Source organism: Mucilaginibacter sp. 21P (assembly GCF_019331605.1).
In the GTDB taxonomy this organism is placed as follows: Bacteria; Bacteroidota; Bacteroidia; order Sphingobacteriales; family Sphingobacteriaceae; genus Mucilaginibacter; species Mucilaginibacter achroorhodeus.
The window spans coordinates 4,707,370-4,729,210 of record NZ_CP063061.1 but is presented as its reverse complement, the minus strand read 5'-3'; the positions used below and the strand labels follow the sequence as shown (position 1 = coordinate 4,729,210).

The 21,841-nt window shown below is 42.1% G+C and carries 26 protein-coding genes; 19 read left to right on the top strand and 7 right to left on the bottom strand.

Annotation, left to right across the window (positions count from 1 at the left end):
- The first annotated feature begins 8 nt into the window (after positions 1 to 8).
- From INP83_RS21070 to INP83_RS21020, 11 genes are all read left to right on the top strand, one after another.
- On the top strand, positions 9 to 1,223 hold the full coding sequence (locus tag INP83_RS21070) for a 3-deoxy-D-manno-octulosonic acid transferase (RefSeq protein ID WP_219125800.1): 1,215 nt from the start codon (positions 9 to 11) through the stop codon (positions 1,221 to 1,223).
- Between the two features lie 45 nt (positions 1,224 to 1,268).
- Positions 1,269 to 2,087, top strand: a complete 819-nt coding sequence (locus INP83_RS21065) for an alpha/beta fold hydrolase (protein ID WP_219125799.1) — start codon at positions 1,269 to 1,271, stop codon at positions 2,085 to 2,087.
- Positions 2,084 to 2,707, top strand: coding sequence for a lysophospholipid acyltransferase family protein (locus INP83_RS21060; protein WP_219125798.1), 624 nt, complete (start codon positions 2,084 to 2,086; stop codon positions 2,705 to 2,707). The genes INP83_RS21065 and INP83_RS21060 overlap by 4 nt, the downstream gene beginning before the upstream one ends.
- A 6-nt stretch (positions 2,708 to 2,713) precedes the next feature.
- Positions 2,714 to 3,340: a lysophospholipid acyltransferase family protein gene (locus tag INP83_RS21055; protein ID WP_219125797.1), complete on the top strand. Its 627-nt coding sequence runs from the start codon at positions 2,714 to 2,716 to the stop codon at positions 3,338 to 3,340.
- Position 3,341: 1 nt separating this feature from the next.
- Positions 3,342 to 4,433 carry a glycosyltransferase family 2 protein gene (locus INP83_RS21050; protein ID WP_219125796.1) on the top strand — a complete coding sequence of 364 codons (1,092 nt, stop codon included), beginning with the start codon at positions 3,342 to 3,344 and terminating at the stop codon, positions 4,431 to 4,433.
- On the top strand, positions 4,409 to 5,059 hold the full coding sequence (locus tag INP83_RS21045; protein WP_219125795.1) for a carotenoid biosynthesis protein: 651 nt from the start codon (positions 4,409 to 4,411) through the stop codon (positions 5,057 to 5,059). Before INP83_RS21050 ends, INP83_RS21045 begins: the two co-directional genes overlap by 25 nt.
- 162 nt (positions 5,060 to 5,221) lie before the next feature.
- Positions 5,222 to 6,073 (top strand): 4-hydroxy-3-methylbut-2-enyl diphosphate reductase, encoded by an 852-nt coding sequence (locus tag INP83_RS21040; RefSeq protein ID WP_219125794.1) that lies wholly within the window; start codon positions 5,222 to 5,224, stop codon positions 6,071 to 6,073.
- A 1-nt stretch (position 6,074) separates the two neighbouring features.
- Entirely contained in the window at positions 6,075 to 6,578 is a 504-nt protein-coding gene (locus INP83_RS21035; protein WP_219125793.1) for a WG repeat-containing protein, read from the top strand.
- Between the two features lie 37 nt (positions 6,579 to 6,615).
- Positions 6,616 to 7,305 (top strand): fatty acid desaturase, encoded by a 690-nt coding sequence (locus INP83_RS21030; protein WP_255563208.1) that lies wholly within the window; start codon positions 6,616 to 6,618, stop codon positions 7,303 to 7,305.
- A gap of 117 nt (positions 7,306 to 7,422) precedes the next feature.
- Positions 7,423 to 8,442 (top strand): ferrochelatase, encoded by a 1,020-nt coding sequence (gene hemH, locus INP83_RS21025; RefSeq protein WP_219125792.1) that lies wholly within the window; start codon positions 7,423 to 7,425, stop codon positions 8,440 to 8,442.
- A gap of 141 nt (positions 8,443 to 8,583) precedes the next feature.
- Positions 8,584 to 9,039, top strand: a complete 456-nt coding sequence (locus INP83_RS21020) for a nuclear transport factor 2 family protein (protein ID WP_219125791.1) — start codon at positions 8,584 to 8,586, stop codon at positions 9,037 to 9,039.
- 5 nt (positions 9,040 to 9,044) lie between these two features.
- Here the strand turns inward: INP83_RS21020 and crtD are convergent, their stop codons facing one another.
- The 3 genes from crtD to INP83_RS21005 form a co-directional block, all read right to left on the bottom strand.
- Entirely contained in the window at positions 9,045 to 10,514 is a 1,470-nt protein-coding gene (gene crtD, locus INP83_RS21015; protein WP_219125790.1) for a 1-hydroxycarotenoid 3,4-desaturase CrtD, read from the bottom strand.
- A 175-nt stretch (positions 10,515 to 10,689) separates the two neighbouring features.
- Complete coding sequence (locus INP83_RS21010) at positions 10,690 to 11,238, bottom strand: type 1 glutamine amidotransferase domain-containing protein (RefSeq protein WP_146272553.1); 549 nt, start codon at positions 11,236 to 11,238, stop codon at positions 10,690 to 10,692.
- 218 nt (positions 11,239 to 11,456) lie between these two features.
- The gene (locus tag INP83_RS21005; protein ID WP_219125789.1) at positions 11,457 to 12,464 is read right to left on the bottom strand and encodes an aspartate-semialdehyde dehydrogenase; all 1,008 of its coding nucleotides are present in this window, start codon (positions 12,462 to 12,464) and stop codon (positions 11,457 to 11,459) included.
- Between the two features lie 197 nt (positions 12,465 to 12,661).
- On the opposite strand from INP83_RS21005, the gene INP83_RS21000 reads away from it, so the two are divergent.
- The 6 genes from INP83_RS21000 (at position 12,662) to INP83_RS20975 (ending at position 16,747) form a co-directional block, all read left to right on the top strand.
- The gene (locus INP83_RS21000; RefSeq protein ID WP_219125788.1) at positions 12,662 to 13,612 is read left to right on the top strand and encodes an NAD-dependent epimerase/dehydratase family protein; all 951 of its coding nucleotides are present in this window, start codon (positions 12,662 to 12,664) and stop codon (positions 13,610 to 13,612) included.
- An 89-nt stretch (positions 13,613 to 13,701) separates the two neighbouring features.
- Positions 13,702 to 14,427: a YebC/PmpR family DNA-binding transcriptional regulator gene (locus INP83_RS20995; protein ID WP_146272559.1), complete on the top strand. Its 726-nt coding sequence runs from the start codon at positions 13,702 to 13,704 to the stop codon at positions 14,425 to 14,427.
- A 91-nt stretch (positions 14,428 to 14,518) separates the two neighbouring features.
- On the top strand, positions 14,519 to 14,734 hold the full coding sequence (locus INP83_RS20990; RefSeq protein ID WP_219125787.1) for a DUF2442 domain-containing protein: 216 nt from the start codon (positions 14,519 to 14,521) through the stop codon (positions 14,732 to 14,734).
- Between the two features lie 83 nt (positions 14,735 to 14,817).
- Complete coding sequence (locus INP83_RS20985) at positions 14,818 to 15,732, top strand: hypothetical protein (RefSeq protein WP_219125786.1); 915 nt, start codon at positions 14,818 to 14,820, stop codon at positions 15,730 to 15,732.
- A 3-nt stretch (positions 15,733 to 15,735) separates the two neighbouring features.
- Positions 15,736 to 16,140, top strand: coding sequence for a hypothetical protein (locus INP83_RS20980; RefSeq protein WP_146272565.1), 405 nt, complete (start codon positions 15,736 to 15,738; stop codon positions 16,138 to 16,140).
- Between the two features lie 97 nt (positions 16,141 to 16,237).
- On the top strand, positions 16,238 to 16,747 hold the full coding sequence (locus tag INP83_RS20975; protein ID WP_146272567.1) for a phosphoribosyltransferase family protein: 510 nt from the start codon (positions 16,238 to 16,240) through the stop codon (positions 16,745 to 16,747).
- Between the two features lie 6 nt (positions 16,748 to 16,753).
- Here INP83_RS20975 and INP83_RS20970 read toward each other — a convergent pair whose 3' ends face one another.
- The 3 genes from INP83_RS20970 to INP83_RS20960 are packed head-to-tail and all read right to left on the bottom strand — an operon-like array spanning position 16,754 to position 18,951.
- Positions 16,754 to 17,266, bottom strand: coding sequence for a shikimate kinase (locus INP83_RS20970; protein WP_219125785.1), 513 nt, complete (start codon positions 17,264 to 17,266; stop codon positions 16,754 to 16,756).
- On the bottom strand, positions 17,267 to 18,415 hold the full coding sequence (locus INP83_RS20965) for a BT_3928 family protein (protein ID WP_219125784.1): 1,149 nt from the start codon (positions 18,413 to 18,415) through the stop codon (positions 17,267 to 17,269).
- Entirely contained in the window at positions 18,412 to 18,951 is a 540-nt protein-coding gene (locus INP83_RS20960; RefSeq protein ID WP_219125783.1) for a DUF1599 domain-containing protein, read from the bottom strand. Before INP83_RS20960 ends, INP83_RS20965 begins: the two co-directional genes overlap by 4 nt.
- A 575-nt stretch (positions 18,952 to 19,526) precedes the next feature.
- Here INP83_RS20960 and folP point away from each other — a divergent pair.
- Together folP and INP83_RS20950 are read left to right on the top strand one after the other, a co-directional pair.
- Positions 19,527 to 20,393: a dihydropteroate synthase gene (folP, locus tag INP83_RS20955; protein WP_146272575.1), complete on the top strand. Its 867-nt coding sequence runs from the start codon at positions 19,527 to 19,529 to the stop codon at positions 20,391 to 20,393.
- A 10-nt stretch (positions 20,394 to 20,403) separates the two neighbouring features.
- Positions 20,404 to 21,441, top strand: a complete 1,038-nt coding sequence (locus INP83_RS20950; protein WP_219125782.1) for an exo-alpha-sialidase — start codon at positions 20,404 to 20,406, stop codon at positions 21,439 to 21,441.
- Between the two features lie 2 nt (positions 21,442 to 21,443).
- Here INP83_RS20950 and INP83_RS20945 read toward each other — a convergent pair whose 3' ends face one another.
- Entirely contained in the window at positions 21,444 to 21,839 is a 396-nt protein-coding gene (locus INP83_RS20945; protein ID WP_219125781.1) for a hypothetical protein, read from the bottom strand.
- Positions 21,840 to 21,841: the final 2 nt, after the last annotated feature.

Genomic DNA, 21,841 nt, shown 5'->3' with positions numbered 1-21,841 from the left:
CATAAAAAATGCTTTTCATTTACAACATCGGCATTCATTTATTCTACCTAACGGCAGCTTTGGTTTCTCTTTATAAAAATAAAGCCAAACTATGGATAAATGGACGAAAACATCAGCAAATAAAGTCTTTAGAATCGAACATTTGGTTTCATTTTGCCTCATTGGGCGAGTTTGAACAGGGAAGGCCGGTTTTAGAGGCCGTAAAGAAGCAATACCCGCTTCATAACATTGTTGTTACCTTTTTTTCACCTTCCGGCTATGAGCCGCGAAAGAACACGCCGCTTGCTGATGTTGTGTATTATTTACCCCTTGATACGGCGGCCAATGCCCAACATTTCATCAGCACAATAAGGCCACAGATGGCCATTTTTACCAAATACGAATATTGGTATCACTTTTTTAACGAGTTACACAAACAGCATATACCGTTGTATATCATCTCAGGCATATTCAGACCGGGGCAGGTTTTTTTTAAGTGGTATGGTGGCTTGCATCGTAAAATGTTAAAAATGGTTACCTGGTTCTTTCTGCAGGATGCACAATCCAAGCAGCTTTTACATGATAAAGGAATAACTAATGTAAGCATAAGCGGCGACACACGCTTCGACAGGGTTTGGGCTAACGCAGGTAATCCAAAAAACTTACCGGAGATAGTGCAATTCAAAAATGGCCAAAAGCTTTTTATAGCAGGCAGTACCTGGCCGCAAGACGAAGAATTGATAGCCGAAGTTATTAAACAACACCCTGATTGGAAATTTATAATAGCCCCACACGAAACAAGCGAAGAAAAGATAAAGGGTTTAACAAATCTATTGCCGACAGAAACGACTATAAAGTTTTCGGAGATCTCAAATCTCAAATCTAACATCTCAAATTTGGTAATAGACAACATCGGTATGCTATCTTCACTTTACCAATACGCAGATGTAGCTTACATAGGCGGCGGTTTTGGGGCAGGCATTCATAACACCTTAGAGGCAGCGGCCTTTGGAATGCCGGTGATATTCGGCCCAAAGTATCATAAATTTAAAGAAGCACGAGACCTTGTAGAGTTGGGTGCAGGTTTTAGCATTAATTCTCAGGATGAATTAAATCAAATAGCAAATAGGCTGATGAGTGATGAGCAAGCCCGCCATGCATCGGCGGTTATTGCTAAAGATTATGTGCAGCAAAATATTGGCGCCACAGAAACAATAGTCAACTACATTAAAGCGCAACACTGATAGCATTTATTGATTTCACTAACATTTTCTTAATATTGTCCGCCTATGGGTTTTCTTCATATTGATGGCTTAGGTAAGGCGCATTTTCATGAATACGGCACAGGTAGCAAACCTATGCTGGCGTTTCATGGTTACGGCATGACGGGGAGGCAATTCCATGTGCTCGAAAAATCTATTCTAAAGGATTTCCATGTTTATGGTTTTGATCACTTCTTTCATGGTGAGAGTGCCTTAACAGGTTGGAGCGAACAACAGATTCTTATCGGTATGCCACGCCACTTGGTGAAGGCTTATGTTGAAGAATGGTTTAAACTACATGGCAGGCAGCGTTTCTCCGTGATGGGCTATTCCATCGGTGCAAACATTGCGCTTATACTGGTAGAAGAATATCCCGACCTTATAGATGAAGTGATACTGATGGCGCCCGACGGCCTTGCCGTTTATAAAGGTTTTGAGATCTTGATGCATAAACCATGGGGCCGGTACATGTTTAAGGTTGTCACCAAAAGCAAATGGCTTGCACCCTCGCTGCTAAAAAACCTAAAACGGGTGAACTTTATCGATGATAGCCTTTACACGATAGCTTATAACGAGATAGACACCGAAAAGAAACGGCTGGATGTTTACTATACGCTTAATCTTATTCGCCTGCTTAAACCGGATGTACAAAAAATAGCCGAGCTTATTAATCAGCATGATATTAAATGCACGCTGATATTTGGAAAGCACGATAATTTGTTCCCCCAAAAAGCGGCGTTACCTTTTATAAGCAGTTTACAAAACGCCCATGTATATGAGGTAGATATGGGCCACTGGTTGGTTACCAAACAACTGGACGAATATTTAGTTAATTTACCACAATGATCCCAGCCCGCAGAGTAAATCTTTTTAGTAACTGGTTCGCAAAATACATGCGCTATCGCATGCGTAAAGCTTTTAACCGGTTAGAGGTAATGCCGTTTACCCCCAAACCAGGGCACTCTATACTATTATTATGCAACCACTTTAGCTGGTGGGACGGGCTTTGGGGTAATTTTTTAGCATACTGGCACCTGCACCGCAAGTTGTACATTATGATGCAGGAAGATCACCTGCAAAAACGGATGCTGCTGAACCTGTTTGGTGGTTTTTCCATCAACCGGCAATCGCGCGAGATGATCAAGTCTCTGCAATATGCAGCAGGCCTGCTGGCAAACCCCGAAAACCTGGTAGTAGTATTCCCGCAGGGCGAGCTGATATCAAACCATACTACCGAAATTAAGGTTGAACGTGGCATCGAGTTGCTACTACGGAATATTAAAGGCCCATGCCAAATTGTTTACAATTGCGCATTGATAGATTATTTCGAAAGCCTTAAACCATCCGTTTATTTCCATTTATTTGATTGTGGGGTAGCCGGCGAGGTAAGCTTTAGCGAGTTGTCTGAAAAGATAAATTCCTTTCATAAACAAGCACTTGCCGCACAGGTAAATGTAGAGCACTAAAGGCCTATGATATATCCGCAAAAGAATAAGTTGATCAAGTGGTTTTTCCATAACTATGTCATGCGGATAGTGGCTCAAAATTTTGAGCAGGTAAAATTCAACGATATTCCGGTCGACAGATCAAAGTCCGTGTTGTTGATAGCCAACCATTTTAGCTGGTGGGATGGATTTTTGATGTATTATATTAACCACCAACTTTTAAAAAAGCAGTTTCATGTAATGGTGCTGGAAGAAACGGTGAAGAAGATCGGCTTTTTTAAATACCTGGGGGCGTTCTCTGTAAGCAAGGGTTCGAGGGATGCCATAAAAAGTATAAATTATGCTGTCGAACTATTAAAGGAACCGGATAGTCTCGTCCTCATTTTTCCGCAGGGCGAGTTGCATTCTAACTTTGTGGATGCTATGGCGTTTGAAAAAGGCATTATTCGGATAGCGGAAAGATCGGGAGCAAAGCATCAAATCATTTTTTCAGCAACATTTGTGGAGAACTTGCAGTACAAAAAGCCAACTGCCAGCGTTTATTTAAAAACAATAGCCGAACAAAAATCCGGCGCTGACGTAATAGATTTACAGCAAGCTTATCAGGAACACTACAATGATGCCCTGGCGCAGCAAACCAAATTAACTGTATAAAGTGATCATAGCCCTTTACGTGACTTTCTTTTTCTTGATCATTAGGTTTACAGTAACGCTGTTCAACTTCGTATCAAACCCCAAACTGCCGCGTATCAGTCGGCATTACCAGGATAAAGTTTCTATCTTAATTCCTGCACGTAACGAGGCAGAAGATATATTAACCTTGCTTCAGTCTATTGACCAGCAAAACTATCAGGATTACGAGGTGATCGTGTTAGATGATAACTCTACCGATAATACCTTTTCTATTTGCGATACTTTCGCGGCAACGCATCCAAAATTTAAGGTAGTAAAAGGCCAACCGCTTGAAGAAGGATGGTTGGGTAAAAATTACGCGTGTTTCCAGCTGGCGCAATTAGCCACGGGCAAGTACCTCATGTTTTTAGACGCTGATGAAAAAGTGTACAATGGTTTGCTTAATAGCGCTATCCACCGCATGAACCTGCGCAGCTTAAGCTTACTAAGTTTATTCACCAACCAGGAAATGCGCAGCACGGGCGAAAAGGTGGCTGTACCACTAATGCATTACATATTACTTAATTTACTGCCGTTACGGTCGGTTTACCTTGTTCGCAGCGCAGCGCTATCTGCAGCAAGCGGGCAGTTTATGATGTTTGATGCATCGGTTTACCGCGAATACCAGTGGCACCAGTTGGTGAAAGACAAAGTGGTGGAAGATGTGGAGATCATGAAGCTGGTCAAATCATCCAAACTAAATGGTGAAGCGTTGCTGGCAAACGGTATGATCAGTTGCCGCATGTACAAAAGTTATAACGAGGCTTTAAATGGCTTTGGTAAAAACTTTCTGGCGGCTTTTAATTACAACATCATCGGCTTTTCGTTATACCTGCTTATTATTATAGGTGGGCCTGTGATGGTGATAGCTACCGGTAAACCTGGTTTAATATCAATGGCGGTAACATTGATCTTATCAGCCCGGTTGATGATCTCACTATTAGCCGGACAAAGCGCCTGGCGCAATTTTTTATGGCATCCGTTGCAAATGCTGGCCTTGCTGCACATTGGCGTAACATCAATACAGCAACGTCTTACTAAAACAACCGTATGGAAAGGCAGAAAGATATCGTAAAACCGGCTAAAGTTGCCATTATTGTTATCGCCTTGTTCCATGTAGTGGGACTGGTAGGTTTTGCCATTCCGGCATTCCAGCCGCTTTTTAAACAATTAGTACCGTATCACTTATTATTGATGCTGGTGGTGATTATTTTATCTCACAAATGGCTTGATGGGAAATTTCTGTTCTTCGTGCTTTTGATTGCAGCCCTTGGCTTTACTGCCGAGTGGGTAGGCGTGCATAAACATTGGCTTTTCGGCGATTACAATTATGGTAAAACTTTAGGATTTAAGCTCTTAGATATCCCATTGTTGATAGGCGTAAATTGGTTTTTGTTAATTTACAGCGCAGGCGTAGCCATGCGACAAAGCCGCTTGAGAAACCCCTTTATCAGGATAATTATTGGAGCGGCTTTATTGGTCTTGCTTGATGTTTTGATAGAGCCAGTCGCTATCAAATTTGATTATTGGAGTTGGGAAACTGCCACAATACCCCTTAAAAATTATGGATGCTGGTTTGGTGTAAGTGTTTTGCTATTAAGCTTGTTTGAATCGTTCGGCTTTAAAAAACAGAATTTTGCTGCGCTCGTGCTGCTTATAACTCAGTTTCTGTTTTTTGGATTGTTAAATTTGATCGGTTAAATATCCTGTACGTCATGCTGGTCCTATCGAAACACTTGCAGCTATTGGAAATCAACAAACTCAGATCGACTTTAACCTACACCAAAGAATATCTAACACTATTTTAAGAAATTAACGTTTAAGGTTTAGCGTTTACAATTTAGCATTAGTATTTTTGCACAAATGGGCTCTTACAACTTACAGGTTACGATAGATCAAGACTCGGGCTTTTGCTTTGGGGTGGTTTACGCTATTGATATGGCCGAAGAGATTTTGGCAGAAGATGGGTATCTGTATTGCCTGGGCGATATTGTACACAATGATGAAGAAGTTGAACGCTTAAAAGCACAGGGACTTAAGATTATCGGTCACGAAGATCTTAAAGACCTGCGCAACGAGAAGGTTCTGATCCGTGCACATGGCGAGGCTCCGGAAACTTACCGTACTGCTTTAGAAAATAACATTACGCTGATTGATGCCTCATGCCCTGTGGTTTTAAAATTGCAAAACCGCATCAAATCATCTTACGATAATAAAGAAAACATCCTCATTTTTGGTAAACATGGCCATGCCGAGGTTATTGGTCTGCAAGGCCAAACAAACGGCGATGCACTGGTTTTTCAGGATATAAGCGAGTTGGACGATGCCGAATTACCTGCAAGTTTTACGCTGTATAGCCAAACTACCAAAAGCATGGATAAATTTTACAGCGTAAAAGACGAATTGCTTAACCGGGGTTATGAGGTAAAAGCCAATGATACCATTTGCCGCCAGGTAAGTAACCGCGATAAAGACCTGCCGCTATTTGCCACTAAGTTTGATAAGGTAGTTTTTGTATCGGGTAAAAAATCATCTAACGGTAAAGTCCTGTACGAAGTATGTAAAAAGCATAACCCTAATACCTATTTCGTTTCTTCTATTGAGGAGTTAAACGCTAATATGTTCTCACCTAATGATAAGGTAGGTATTGCCGGCGCTACATCTACACCGATGTGGCTGATGCAAAAGGTGAAGGCCGAATTGGAAAAATATTAATATGAGGAAATTGCCGGCACTGATACTTATCATATTATCTGCCTGCGAATACGGTTCGAAAGGCGATCTTTACAAAGTGACGGATCCTTCGGGTAACCTTGAGGGGTATGTGAATGCCAAACATGATACCGTTATACCACTCGGCAAATACCAGCTTTGCTTTACCGATACTTTTAAAAATCTCGCATTTGTAATAAAAGGATCTGAAATGGTTGCCATTAATCGCAAAGAGGAGGTGTTGTTTAAGCCTTTCCCTTTTGATAATGGCCCGGATTATGAGAGTGAAGGTTTTTACCGCGCTATTGACGACAATAAAAGGATAGGCTATGCCGATACTGCCGGCAATATCGTTATCAAACCACAATTCGGCTGCGCATTCCCTTTTGAAAAGGGCTTGGCTAAAGTAAGTAACGACTGTCAAACGGTTGAACTTGGTGAGGGCCATTCGGTTTGGGAAAGTGATAAATGGTTCTATATTAATAAACAAGGCAAGCGCGTGAAATAACGGAACAGCTTTTGCCTTTACTATTACAAAACTGACTTTGCAAAAATCACCTACATATATCGGTCTATTAGTAGCCCTTTTGGTGCTGGGCTGCTGGGCTGCATCAATTATTCTGCTGATGCAATGGCAGGTTGATTTCAGCAACCCTGTGCTTTACCTGTTTATCTTGTTGCAGATGCATCTGTACACGGGGCTATTTATTACTGCGCATGATGCCATGCATGGTTCAATAGCGCCCAAGCCATGGATAAATAAGGCAATAGGGTTTATCAGTACATTTCTTTATGCATCTTTTTGGTACCCAAAGCTGTATAATAAACACCATTTACATCACAGCCATGTGCATACCCATGATGACCCTGATTATCACGATGGTAACTTTTTTAAATGGTACGTACAATTTATCCGTAATTATTTGTCGATATGGCAGATAGTTATCATGGCCGTAGTTTTTAATATTTTAAAACTTTGGCTTCCGCAGGCTAATCTGCTGCTGTTTTGGGTAGTACCATCATTGTTGAGTACCCTGCAACTTTTTTACTTTGGTACTTATTTGCCTCACAAAGGCGAACATGACAACAAGCATCAATCGCGCAGTTTACCTCGCAACCATTTGGTAGCCTTTTTTACCTGCTATTTTTTTGGCTACCATTATGAGCACCATGAGTCGCCCTGGCTGCCCTGGTGGAAGTTATGGAAAGCACCGGAACCACCAAAACACAATTAATTGTTTGTATAATCGGTTGCAATTTTTCCCCTGTTTGGTGCTATCATCATTTTGCAATAATAAGCGCCGTCACAACTGGTTAGGGCTTTTTTCTGTACATTTGCAGCCTATATCATTATGGCAAAAAAGGGAGTTTTACTGGTTAATTTAGGTACACCTGATAGTCCGTCAACAGCGGATGTACGTAAATATCTTGATGAGTTTTTGATGGATCCACGGGTTATTGATGTTAACCCGGTACTGCGCACTTTTTTGGTTAAAACCATCATCGTTCCGTTCAGGGCGCCTAAGTCGGCTAAATTATACCAGGCTATCTGGGATAAGGAAACTGGCTCTCCACTATTGCATTACAGCCTGTTACAACAAAAAATGCTTCAGGAACGCCTCGGTGATAACTACGTGGTTGAGCTGGCCATGCGCTATCAAAGCCCATCTATTGATTCCGCATTGGCAAGGCTGAAAGAAGCTTTGATAGGCGATATCCTTGTTATTCCGTTGTTTCCGCAGTATGCGTCTGCCAGTACAGGATCGGTGCATGAAAAAGTGATGCGAATTGTAAAGGATTGGCAAACTGTTCCGCAGATCACTTTCATCAACTCGTTCCATAATGATGACTTGATGATCGAAACCTTTGCAGATAATGCCCGTCGCCATAACCCGGATAATTATGATCATATATTGTTCAGCTTCCATGGCTTGCCTCAGCGCCAGCTAAAAAAGTGCGACCATACCGGTAGCTACTGCCTGCAAAAAGCCGGATGCTGCGATACTTTAAACGATACCAACAAATTGTGTTATTCTGCACAATCACACGATACTGCCAGGTTGATAGCTGAAAAAATGAACCTGCCTAAAGAAAAATACACAGTTTGCTTTCAATCTCGCCTGGGGAGCGACCCATGGGTACAGCCTTACACCAGCGAAGTGGTAGAACACCTGGCCAAAGAAGGTAAAAAGCGACTACTGGTATTTTGCCCTGCCTTTGTAAGCGATTGCCTCGAAACTGTTTTTGAAGTAACTTACGAATACGGCGACGAATTTAAAGCCCTGGGCGGCGAACACGTACAACTGGTAGAAAGCCTTAACGCCGAACCTAAGTGGATTGATGCCTTGGAAAGAATGGTGAAGGAAAACTAATTGAGGGATAATCAGGACTTTCAGAGTCATGAGTCAAGATTGGAGAAGAGTCTGTAACTGCGAGTAGGAATTGTACCATTTGGCGAGTAGTTAATGGCGTGTTGTTATTTTGTTAACTTGTCTTAACCAATCACAACGTCAATGAGAAAATTAATTACCTTAATTATTCTTACAATTTTTTTCTTTTCAGCATTTGCCCAAACAGACAAAGAGGATATCAAGAAAACAATCAACACGCTTTTCGATGGTATGCGCAAAGGTGACAGTACCATGTTGCGTTCAGCATTTCATAAGGATATGGTGCTACAAAGCGTTACCAACAAAAAAGATGGTACAACAGTATTGATCACTGAAAAAGGGGACGACTTTGTGAAGCAAGTAGGTACACCGCACAAAGATGTTTACGACGAACGTATTACTTGGGGCGATATGAAAATTGATGGCGCTTTAGCCAGCGTTTGGACACCTTATAAATTTTATCTCGGTAGCCAGTTTAGCCATTGCGGCGTTAATTTTTTCCAGTTGATGAAAACATCGCAAGGCTGGAAGATCATTTACATTGTGGATACTCGCCGTAAGGATAACTGCCCGGAGTAAAAAGTTTACACCAGATCTGCCATAATTTTAGCAGACAGTAGGCACAGCGGTATACCACCACCAGGATGTACACTTCCACCGCAGAAATACAGCCCCTTAATTTTGGATGATTTGTTTGCGTGCCTTAAAAAAGCGGCAAATTGGTTGTTTGAGCTGGTGCCGTAAATGGAGCCTTTGTATGATGAGGTTTTTAGCTCGATGCTTCTTGGGTCAAGGATGCTTTCGTTTTCTATAAGTTTACTAATGTCTTCTTTTAGCAATCGTGAAAGTTTGGCCTGAATGTTAGTTCGCGCTTCGGCTATCAGTTTATCCCATTCCTGCCCACTGTTGGCAGGTACGTTTATCATCACAAACCAGTTCTCACTGTTGGTTGGCGCGTCATCCCGTTTTAATTTTGACGAGATGTTAAGGTAAACCGTAGGATCTTGATAAATGCTTTGCTTTTGCCAGATGTGTTCAAATTCGGCCTTGTAATCTGCGCTGAAGAATATATTGTGCAGGTCAAGCTCGGAAAATTGCTTTTTTACACCCCAATAAAATATCAAAGCCGAACTGCTTCGTTGTTGTTCGAGCGTTTTTTTAGGATGCAGATTTGGACGGTCTGCTAACAGCTTTTTGTAGGTGAACCAAACATCCATGTTTGATATGACTATATCAGCCTTTACCACTTTTTCTTTTATCTGTACGCCTCTAATCTTTTCTCCTTCAGTAATTATTTTATCAACCGCAGTGTTGTAAGTGAATTTTACACCTAATTCCTCTGCCAATTTAACGAGGCTTTGGGTTATGGCGTACATGCCGCCCTCCGGGAACCAGGCGCCAAAATGATGCTCCAAATGGGGGATAACATTTAGCGTGGCAGGTGCATGGTACGGGTTAGAACCGTTATAAGTAGCATACCGGTCAAAAAACTGCACTACGCGCGCATCTTTAAAGGCATTGGTATTGGCTTTATGCATGGTGCGCATGGCATCTATCTGCGGTAGCCTGAATATTGACCTAATAGTATCCCAGCGAAGATAGGTCTGCAAGCGATGCAGCGACCGCTCTAAAAAAACATGGTTGGTGATCTCGTAAATATCCCGGCTGTTGGCCAAATGTTTAACCACCGCTTGGGCAGAATCGGCGGTTTTATTTGCTATCTCCTCAGAAAACTTTTCGGTATCGGCATACGCATGCAGTCGCGTACCATCTTCGTAGAAGTAATTGCAGACTACATCAAGTTTTTGGTAATTAAAGTATTGGCGGGGATCTTTACCTGCGAGTTGAAATAACTCGTCAACATACTGCGGCATGGTGAACAGGCTGGGCCCGGCATCAAAGCGGTAACCGTTCTGCTCAAACTGAGATAACTTGCCACCAGCGTAGCTGTTGGCCTCAAAAATCTCAACCTCGTAACCTTTAACAGCTAAACGGATAGCCGTAGCAATACCCGCCACACCTGCACCTATAATAACGGCTTTTTGTTGAGGCATGCGGCAAAGATAAGGTAAAGGTTCGCTCTGATAAACAAAAAATGTCATTGCGAGCGAAGCGCGGCAATCTCACAGGATTGTCTTGGAGACTTGCCTCCGGGATTGCCGCGTTTCCGGGTATTCATCGGAATCCTCGCAATAACATTGATTATTTATTAATCATACCAGTGCATGACTATGCATGCACCCCTTCAGCAATTTCTTCAATTGCTTTGGCGTTAAAGGCATCCAGGTCGTCTGGCGTGCGGCTGGTTACCAAACCGTTATCGGTTACAACTTTTTCATCTACCCAATCCGCGCCTGCGTTTTTAAGGTCGGTTTGTAGCGATGGATATGAGGTCATGCGACGGCCTTTCAGTTCACCTGTTTCTATCAATAATTGCGGCCCGTGGCAGATAGCGGCCAACGGTTTACCGGCATCTAAAAATGCTTTGGCAAATGCTACTGCTTCCTTGTTCTGGCGCAACTTGTCGGGGTTTAAAACACCACCCGGCAAAACCAGTGCGTCGTAATCATCGGGGCTGGCGTTGCTCAATTCTTTATCAACGTCTACCTCTATCCCCCAATCGGTATGGTTCCATGCTTTAATTTTTCCGCTTTTTGGCGAAATAATGTGTACGGTGGCACCCGCAGCTTCTAATGCTTCTTTTGGGCTGGTTAATTCAACCTGCTCAAATCCTTCTTCTGTAAGTATTGCTACTTTTTTATTGCTTAAATCAGCCATAATAATATTTGTTTTTAATAGGTTATTTACTATTAACTACAAGTGAATATTTCTATGGTTTTAAGAAAATTGAGATTGATGGTTTGTAACTTGGAATGTAAAGATCAGATTCTTCGCTATCGCTAAGAATGACAAGGAATAAAAAAAGGACAGCCAACCGGCTATCCCTTTTTTATTTAAATACGAAGGTTTAATCTCTAACCTTCAATCGCAAATCTCTAAACGGCTACGCTTTGGCCGATCAAATTCTTTGATGCAAGGTATTCTGCAATTTGTACGGCGTTGGTGGCAGCACCTTTACGCAGGTTATCTGATACAATCCAGCAGTTTAAAGTATTTGGCTGCGTTTCGTCGCGGCGAAGGCGGCCTACAAACACTTCATCCTTATCATGCGCATCAAGCGGCATTGGATATTTAAGGTTGGCAATATCATCAACCACCACAACACCAGGTGCGTTGGCTAATACTTCGCGAACTTCGCTCAAGTCGTATTCGTGAGCAAACTCAATGTTCACTGATTCTGAGTGGCCACCCATAACCGGGATACGTACAGTAGTTGCAGTAACCGCAATACTGTCGTCGCCCATTATTTTTTTGGTCTCCAGTATCATTTTCATCTCCTCTTTGGTGTAACCATTCTCGGTAAACACGTCTATCTGAGGGATAACATTAAGGTCGATCGTGTAAGGGTAAACCTTAGGTCCATCAACACCATTACGCTCGTTAAATAATTGGTCAACCGCTTTAACGCCTGTACCTGTTACCGATTGGTAGGTTGATACTACAACGCGCTTGATTTTATATCTGTCGTGAAGTGGTTTTAAAGCCACTACCATTTGTATGGTTGAGCAATTTGGGTTGGCTATGATCTTATCTTCGGCAGTTAAAACATCAGCATTAACTTCAGGTACAACCAGCTTTTTGGTTGGGTCCATACGCCATGCAGATGAGTTATCTATTACCGTGATACCCGCCTCTGCAAACAAAGGGGCCTGCTCTAATGAAGTGCTTCCGCCTGCGCTAAAAATAGCAACATCAGGCTTTTGCTTAATCGCATCCTCGGCAGAAACAATCTTGTATTGCTTACCCTTAAAAGTGATCTCTTTACCAATACTTTTAGCGGATGCAACGGGAATTAATTCTGTAACGGGGAAGTTGCGTTCATCAAGAACCTGCAACATTTTAGTGCCTACCAGGCCGGTAGCACCAACTACTGCGACTTTCATTGTTTGTTTACGTATAAATTGTTTATTAAATATTCCAAATATGCGGTTTTTTTCGCTAACCAGCTAATAAAAAGTCTACTGTTTTAGTATAATATCTATGATGGCATTTGTAAACATTAAGATAGGTTGGTCGTTTATAATGCATAAAACTCTGCCTTTAGTTTCAATTTCCTACATTTGCTGCAAACTGTGTTTGAATGACCGAAAAGATATTCGTGATCGGCGCCAACGGCCAAATAGGCACCGAACTGGTAGCTGCTTTAAGAGCAATTCATGGTGCAGAAAATGTAATTGCATCAGATATCAATAGCCCTAATTATGCTTTGCGCAATACCGGCCCGTTTGAGTATGCAAACGTGCTGGATAAAGATAACCTGCATCACCTGTTTGATAAACATAAACCAACACAGGTTTATTTGCTTGCGGCAATACTATCTGCCGTTGGCGAGCAGAAGCCTAAAATGGCATGGGATTTAAATATGACCGGCCTTTTGCATGTGCTTGATTTTGCCGTTGAGTTTAAAGTGCAGAAGGTTTTTTGGCCAAGCTCTATCGCAGTGTTTGGCCCACATTCTCCGCAGTACAACACACCGCAATATTGCGTAATGGATCCTAACACGGTTTATGGTTTCAGTAAACTTGCAGGTGAACGCTGGTGCGAATATTATTTTGAAAAATATGGATTAGATGTACGCAGCTTGCGTTATCCGGGCCTTATTGGCTGGCGTGCTAACCCCGGCGGTGGTACAACAGATTATGCCGTGCATATTTTCCATGAGGCATTAAAGCATAAAAAATATCAAGGTTTTTTATCGGCGCAAACGGCTTTGCCAATGATGTATATGGATGATGCCATCCGCGCTACGCTTACTTTAATGGATGCGCCGGCAGAGAGTATCACAATCCGCTCAAGCTATAACCTGGCAGGTATAAGTTTCACACCCGAAGAAATTGCTGCGGAAATAAAGAAACTAATGCCTGAATTTGAAATGAGCTATGCTGATAACGACCCGCGCCAGGCCATAGCCGATAGCTGGCCAAAATCGATAGATGATAGCCAGGCACAACAGGACTGGGGCTGGCAGTTACAATACGATCTTGCAAAGATGACGGAAGATATGCTAACTAATTTAAAAAACGTAATTTAGAGCCCCTGATCCCTTAAGGGGATAAGAGGTTTTAATGGTATAACAATAAAAAAAAGTCCAGCTACCCCTTTAGGGTGCTGGGGGGCAAAATGGGAAGAGCATTCGAATTCCGGAAAGAGAGAAAATTTAAGCGCTGGGCCAAAATGGCGGTGCAGTTTACCCGACTGGGTAAGGAGATAGTGATGGCTGTTAAAGCGGGTGGCGGCGACCCTACTACCAACTCGCGACTGCGCACCGCGGTGCAAAATGCTAAGGCTGTTAATATGCCTAAAGATAGGGTAGAGGCCGCTATTAAGCGTGCCACAAGCCGCGATGAGAAGGATTATGATGAGTTGGTTTACGAAGGTTATGCCCAACACGGTGTAGCTATTTTGGTAGAGACCGCCACTGATAATACAAACCGTACCGTAGCCAATGTGCGCAGTTACTTTACAAAATACGGTGGTACATTAGGTAAAACAGGTTCATTGGATTTTGTATTTGCGCGTAAATCAGTTTTCAGGTTTGATCCCGGAGAGCGTGATCTGGAAGAACTGGAGTTTGAACTAATTGATGCCGGTTTGGAAGATCTTTTTGTGGAGGCCGATGAGGAAGGAAATGATGTTGCCGTTATCCATACCGCTTTTGAAGATTTTGGTAAAATGCAGAAGACTTTGGAAGAAATGGGTATCGAAACCAAATCTGCCAAACTGGAACGCATCCCGCTTTCAACAACTAATGTTACAGAAGAACAAGCTGCCGATGTATTGAAGATTGTTGACCGTTTAGAGGAAGACGACGACGTGCAGGCGGTTTATCATAACATGGCGGAGTAATTTGCCGATTTGAAAATTTGAAGATGTGACGATTTGAAAATTACTTGCATCTTCAGATTTTCAAATTTAAGTAATTTTCAAATCTAACAACATGCCTTTACTATCAACACGCAAGCAGGAGAAAAAGGTTAAAGTAACCTTTGCCAATGGTTTACTTTTTGTGGAGAAAGAAGATGGTAAGCAACAAGCTTTCCCGCTGGAGTGGTTCCCAAAACTCTTAAATGCTTCCGATGAGGAGCGTGCCGACTGGAGCCAAACCGATAAAGGTATCCGCTTTAACCAACTGGATACTGACGTTCAGTTGTAATTGAGTCGATTTGAAGATTTGACAATTTGAATATGACTGTCAATCTTCAAATTGTCAAATCAATAAATCATCAAATTGCATAAATGACTTTCGAAGAGTTTTTTAGAAAAAAGAAGATAGACCTAACGGCCATGCAATCAGCAGAGCCAGGGCTGTTCTCTGAATTTAAAGAACATTACGAAGCAATGGGCGAAAAGAGTTTCGACCATACCAAGAAATACTGGTTCAATAAATTGCGATTGCAATATCGCCTGGCACCCGAAGTGAAAGAGGAAAAAGTGGTAATTGAAAACCGCCTGGCCGAACAAACCATTGTTGAATCTCTCACCGAACCAGCTGCTGCCAATGTTGGTTTTAAACCGCGCTTTAAAGCAGGTGCTGCTACTGCTAAGCCTGTTGAAGCTATAACTGAACCAACGGCTGAACATAAAACGGCAACTGACACTACGGCACAATCAAATACAGAGGGAGCTACGCCGGCCGTTAAACCTGCCGGATTTAAGCCGCGTTTTAATGCCAAAACCATAGCGCCTAAAGCAGGTGAACCTGCTAACGAAGATAAGCCGGAGATTGTTCCATCTGCCGAAATATCTGCGACACCAAAACCCGCAGGCTTTAAACCGCGGTTCAACGCTGCAAAGATGGCACCTAAGGCAGAAGAGCAGGTTGCAGAAACCAAGCCGGTAGAAGATAAACCCATCCACACACCAGCTCCGGATGATCCACCTGCCGAAGCATCCCCTGCACCGAAACCTGCCGGTTTTAAACCAAGATTTAACGCGGCGAAAATGGCACCCAAAAAAGAAGATACCTTTGAACAGGAGGTTCCTATGGAAATAAAGGCAGATGACCTTGATTCTGTTAGCGAGAGAACCAAGGAAGCTGATAATGAAGACATCGAAATTAAACCAGCCGCAGAGGTTGGGCCTAAAATGGGTTTTAAACCACGATTCAATCCAAAAAATACAAAACCTCAGCCACCAAAAACCGAGGAATGAACTATGAATACGGAAGATCTTTTTAACCAGGACAGAGGAAGCAGTGAGAAAAAAGAGCAGAAGCAAAGCCCACTGGTAAGCCTTGAACGCGATATTAAATTTTTTAATGATTCTATAAAGGAGGTTGCCATTGATATTATGGTCGAGGGCTTATCTGCCACCCCGATATTTGTGGCCCATCAGCACGAAGTTAAGCTGGGTGAGGTGATCCTTGACCGCAACGAACTGAACACCGAATGGAGCATACATGCCTCAACAATTGAAGAGTTTGTAGACCGCGGCATTATCAAGCCCGAACTGAAAGAACGTTTTTTAAGCAGTTATAAAAATCCCAATGATTTTATGTGCCTGTTTGTGATAGTACCTGAAGGGGCAAACTTTGTTTATTATCCGTATATAAAAGGTTGAAATGTTGTAATCTTATAAGGTTGGAATGTTAGTTTTATAATATATAATCTAATAACTTTACAACCTTTAAACGTTCCAACATTACAACAATTCAACCATGCCAGACAGAAAGATCCTCATATTAAATAGTCAGCAGATACAGCAAAAGATAGATCGCATTGCTTACCAGGTGCTGGAGGATAATTTTGATGAAGAAGAGGTAATTATTGCCGGCATCCTTCCACGAGGTAACCATGTTGCCGAACGTTTAAAGGCAGTGCTGGACAACATTGCGCCGTTTAAAACTCAATTGCTTAGCATAGAGCTGGATAAGCAAAGCAGCCAGTTGCATGCAAATACTAATTTTAAAGTAGAAGACTGCGCTAACAAAGTTATCATCCTGGTTGATGATGTTTTGAATAGCGGTAAAACGCTTGCATATGGTTTCGGCGTTTTTTTAGATGTGCCATTAAAGAAGCTGCGTACCGTGGTTTTGGTAGACCGTAATCATAAAAACTTCCCTGTAACAACAGACTATGCCGGTATGGCGCTCTCAACCGTAATCAAACAACATATTGACGTTGTGATCAATGTTGAAGGCGAGGAAGACGCGGTTTATTTGATGTGATATTCTCTATTTATTTGTAGCCAGCAAATACATAATATTTTCAGGCGTAAGATCTGCGAAGCTATCCGCTACTACTGACGCTTTGCTATAATGCGGTTCGCGTTCGGCAAGTTTAGTTTCTATCAATTCAACAAGTTCCTGTCCCTTTTTGCCCTGCAGAACCGGCCGGGGTGTTTTAGCATTCTCTAAACGCGAAGCCAGCATTTTAGGTGTCAGCTTCATGTAAACGGTTTGGCCCCTGGCATTCATCCAATCCATATTGTTAAAAAAGCAGGGTAACCCGCCACCGGTTGATACAACGGCATTTTCCGGATAAATGGTTTCCTTAAGTATTTTCGATTCCTGCTTACGGAAAGCTTCTTCGCCATGTTCGGTAAAATAATCGGAGATGCGAGTGCCGGTCTGTTCTTCAAACCTATGGTCAAGATCGATAAAATCGTACTCCAAAGCTGCAGATAATTTACGGCCCATAGTGGTTTTGCCGCAACCCATAAATCCAACTAAAAATATAAGGCCCATTTATTTTGATAGATAATTTTTAACCAGATCTTCATACTTCGGCATGTTGTGGTAATGCCACTTGTTTACAACAGTACCGTTTTTCAACAACATGATGCCGGGGTTACTTCTCACCATGGTTTTTAGCGGCACGCCATCAGCGTAAAACAGTTCGCTAACCAATTTGTGTTCTTTGGCAAACTGCTGCGCTTGTTCCGGCGCGTTAGCGGTAAGGAATATAACCCTTGTGTTGTAGTTTTGTATCAGGTTTGCAGCTAAGGCGTTTGCTTTTGCAACCGCGTCCTGGTCCGTTTTCGAAAGATCGTAGGCTACAATAACCAAGCTATAGAACGGAGTGCTTAACAATTCCTGATTGTAATCATTACCCTGCGCATCCTGAATGTTCAGGTCCCTTATCTTGGGCTCGAAACCTTTCTTAACCAGCCTGCTCTCCGGGGTGCCTTGTACTTGCCAATTAGTATCTTTCCAGATACCGCTTTTGATGTACTCTTTGTCAGTGATCTTTTTAGAGTCTTTCGTTTTTTTATTTACAAGTGTGTAGGTAATTTCAAACTCATCCGGCTTAGCGCCCGGCGGCGTTTTCATCTCCTCTAAAATATTTGCCCCAACTTTGTACGGAAGAAAATCTACAACCGGTAAAAAATTATAGGTATACAAGCCAAAGCCCAATGCTAATACCGTTGCGGCAACAATTGCCCGGTCTCCCGCCTTGGCGCTAAGTAAAGGTTTAATAGTTTTACGGTTGCGAAATAGCACCAGTACCAGCAACAGCAACACCATGTCTTTACCGAAAGATTCCCAGGGTGTTAACGGTATAGCATCGCCAAAGCAACCACAGGTTTGTACAACTTTGAAAAAGGCGGAATAAAAAGTAAGGAATCCGAAAAAGATGATCAGCAGCAACAGCCCCCAAACTACCTTAATAGCCCGCGCGCCTATCAGCAAGGCAAAGCCCAATATCATTTCAAGGGCGCAAAGTACAATTGCCATGCTTAATGCAAGATTGTTTAGCGCTGTGAGATGGAATACCTCAAAGTATTCCTCAAGCTTATAAGAAAAACCAAGCGGGTCGTTTGCCTTTATCAACCCTGAGAAGATAAAAAGTAAGCCAACAGCGATCCTGCAAAACCAAATTGATCCGTTTTTCATTTAATCCCTAATTTTATCAACGCAAATACGGAGTAGTTTAGCATATCCTGGTAATTGGCTTTTACACCTTCAGATGCCAGTGTTTGGCCCTGGTTGTCTTCTATTTGTTTTACACGCAGCAGTTTCATCAAGATCAGATCGGTAAGTGAGCTGATGCGCATTTCGCGCCATGCCTCACCGTAATCGTGGTTTTTGGCGAACATCAGGTCGCGGGTTTCCTTAACCTTACTGTCAAATATCGCTTCTACCTCATCAGGATTCAGCTCTAAAGGAGTTTCCGGCCCGCAATCCAGTTGCATCATGGCTATCACACAATAGTTTACAATGCCTATATATTCACCGGTAATATCATCGCCAACTTTTGATACCTGTTTTTCTTCGAGCGTACGGATGCGTTGCGCCTTAATAAATATCTGGTCGGTGATAGATTGTAACCTTAAAATACGCCAGGCGGTACCGTAATCGCGGGTTTTTTTAATAAAAAGACTGCGGCAAACGTTAATAACTGCGTCAAATTCTTCTGCTGTATTGCTCAAGAGGTTGTAATGTTTTAAAGTTGGGTTTAATTAACGAGAATCGATTTCAACAACGAATCCTCGCAAGAATTTTCTTTGTCGTGTCAGCAGAATTTTCGAAAACAGATCGAAATTCGCCAAAATAGTAGAATTGGCCATCGGTGAATCTTATCAAGAAAAGATTAAAGGATATTCTTTTCACATATTTAAATTTATAAGATGGAATTATTTTTCTCCTTAAAAATTTTTCAATGACAAAGTTTTCCTCATCCCATTTTACGCTGCTAAATGAATACCAAATTAAGTTAACAATCGTAAGCATTCCTAACAGAAACAACCAAAAAATTGAAGAAGACACCAGAAAATAGTTAACGATTATCAAAAGCATTGAAAAAATCATTATACCTGCTTGATTATATTTTATAAGACTTGAGCCTAAAATTCGATACTGATTAGTCATTTTTGATTTATTGGAATCTTTCTTATTTGGCTGAAATGTTTTTGATCTGTGAATTAATAGGAACATTTTATTAAAGTGGATAACTTTACAACTTTGTAACCTTACAACATTTTAACGGTTAAAATTCAACAAAACATTGGCTAAAGATACATTTTTTCAGAAAAAGACGACCATAAATGCCGGCGGCAAATTGATTGATATGACCTTGCCAAAGGTGATGGGCATTATCAATACCACGCCCGATTCTTTTTTTGCCGATAGTCGTAAGACTGAGACTGATGCCATTTTACAGCAAGCGGGGAACATGTTGAGCGAAGGGGCCGACTTTTTAGATATAGGCGCTTATTCGTCCCGACCGGGTGCTGCGGATATATCCATACAGGAAGAAACTGATAGACTATTACCGGCTGTTGAAGCCATCGTTAAAGAATTTCCGGCAGCGGTTATTTCTATAGATACTTTTAGGGCTAACGTAGCGGAAACGGCTATCAAAGCAGGGGCGCATATCATTAATGATATTAGCGGGGGCAGTTTAGATGAGAATATGTTTGCAACCGTTGCAAGTTTACAGGTGCCTTATATATTGATGCACATGAAAGGTAATCCTCAAAATATGCAAGCTTTAGCCGAATACGACGATGTGTTTGCCGAGGTGTACGATTACTTTGTTAAAAAAATATACGCGCTTAAGCAATTAGGTGTGCATGATATCATCATCGATCCGGGATTCGGTTTTGCAAAGAAGCCGGAACATAGTTATGCTTTGATGAACAGGATGCAGGAGTTTGAACGCTTGCAATTACCATTATTGGCGGGTATCTCCAGAAAGAAAATGATCTACGGCTTATTAGGCGCTACGGCTGCAGAAGCGCTGAACGGAACGACTGCACTTAACACCGTAGCGCTAATGAAAGGAGCCAATATACTACGGGTACACGATGTAAAGGCGGCGCTTGAGGCTATTACCATATTCAAAGCCACAACCCTGGGCTACAATTCATAATTAAGCTTGTATGAGAAGATACTTTGTTTTCGGTTTATTGATTGGGCTTTTTGCTGGTTTGCATGAAGCCAACGCTCAAAAAGTTGAGATTGTAAAGGACGAATATATTTTTACCGATGCGCCTTTTAAGGCTTGCCACGCATCTACCATTGTAAAGCTGGGAAACGGGAAATTATTAGCCGCGTGGTTTGGCGGAACCCAGGAAAGTAATCCGGATGTTTGTATATGGACGGCCGAAAACGACGGAACAAAATGGTCATCTCCCGTGAAAGTAGCTGATGGCATACAGCCGGATGGTAAAAGATATGCTTGCTGGAACCCGGTTCTATTTAAAGCAGCCAGCGGTACCCTTTACCTTCACTATAAAATAGGCCCCAACCCACGTGAGTGGTGGGCGGTGTATAAAACATCGAATGATGATGGCAAAACGTGGTCGGCGGCAACAGCTTTGCCAAAAGGTTTTTTTGGGCCTATCAAAAATAAGCCGGTGCAATTGGCTAACGGAGATATCTTTTACCCATCAAGTACAGAAAGCTCTGATGAGAAAACTTGGCAAATCCATTTGGAAAGATCTGATGCCGCTTTAAAAAAATGGGAGAAGATAAATATTGATTGTGATACATTTCAGCTTATCCAGCCATCCATTTTAAGGTACTCTAAACAAAAATTGCAGTTGTTATCGCGCAGCAAACAAAATGTTATCGTACAAAACTGGTCTAATGATGACGGTAAAACCTGGAGCAAATCTACCTCAACGGCTCTGCCCAACCCAAACTCCGGCAGTGATGCCGTAACCGTAAAAGGTTACCAATTGCTGGTATACAACCCGCTTACAGCCGGCAAAAACTGGTGGGAGGGACGATCTGTTCTTAAATTAGCTGTCTCTAAAGACGGCGAACACTGGAAAGACCTGTACACCTTTGAACAACACGACAAAGGGGAATATAGCTATCCCGCCATTATTGCTGATAAAACAGGCAACGTTTACGTAACCTATACGCACGACAGGAGCCGCATAAAATTTGTGCAGCTACGATTTATAAAATAACATTATTTTATGCGTGTATACTCCCAGCTCGGCCCGTCCGCAGCGGATGTACCGATGATAAATGTATTCTCCTTAATGCTGAAGACGTCAGCGTAATCCGGATTAGTCAAGACTATTTTACCAAACTTTGTGCCTTCTTGTTCACTGGTAAAGCTAAGCGTGTAGGTCCCTTGTTTTTCAACCTTATTATTAAGGTATTTGGTGTAGGTTTTGTCAGATCTGAAAATGTACCTGTCTCCGTTGCCGGGATTGTAACTTTGTGGTTGTATCCAACCTGTCATATAGGTTTTAAGTTCCCAGGTACCCACCACTTCGCCGGGCGTTGATTTAATAGCGTTGTCTTTTTTACATGCTGAAAGAGTAATGATCAGTGCCAGGATGAACAGATAATTTTTCATAT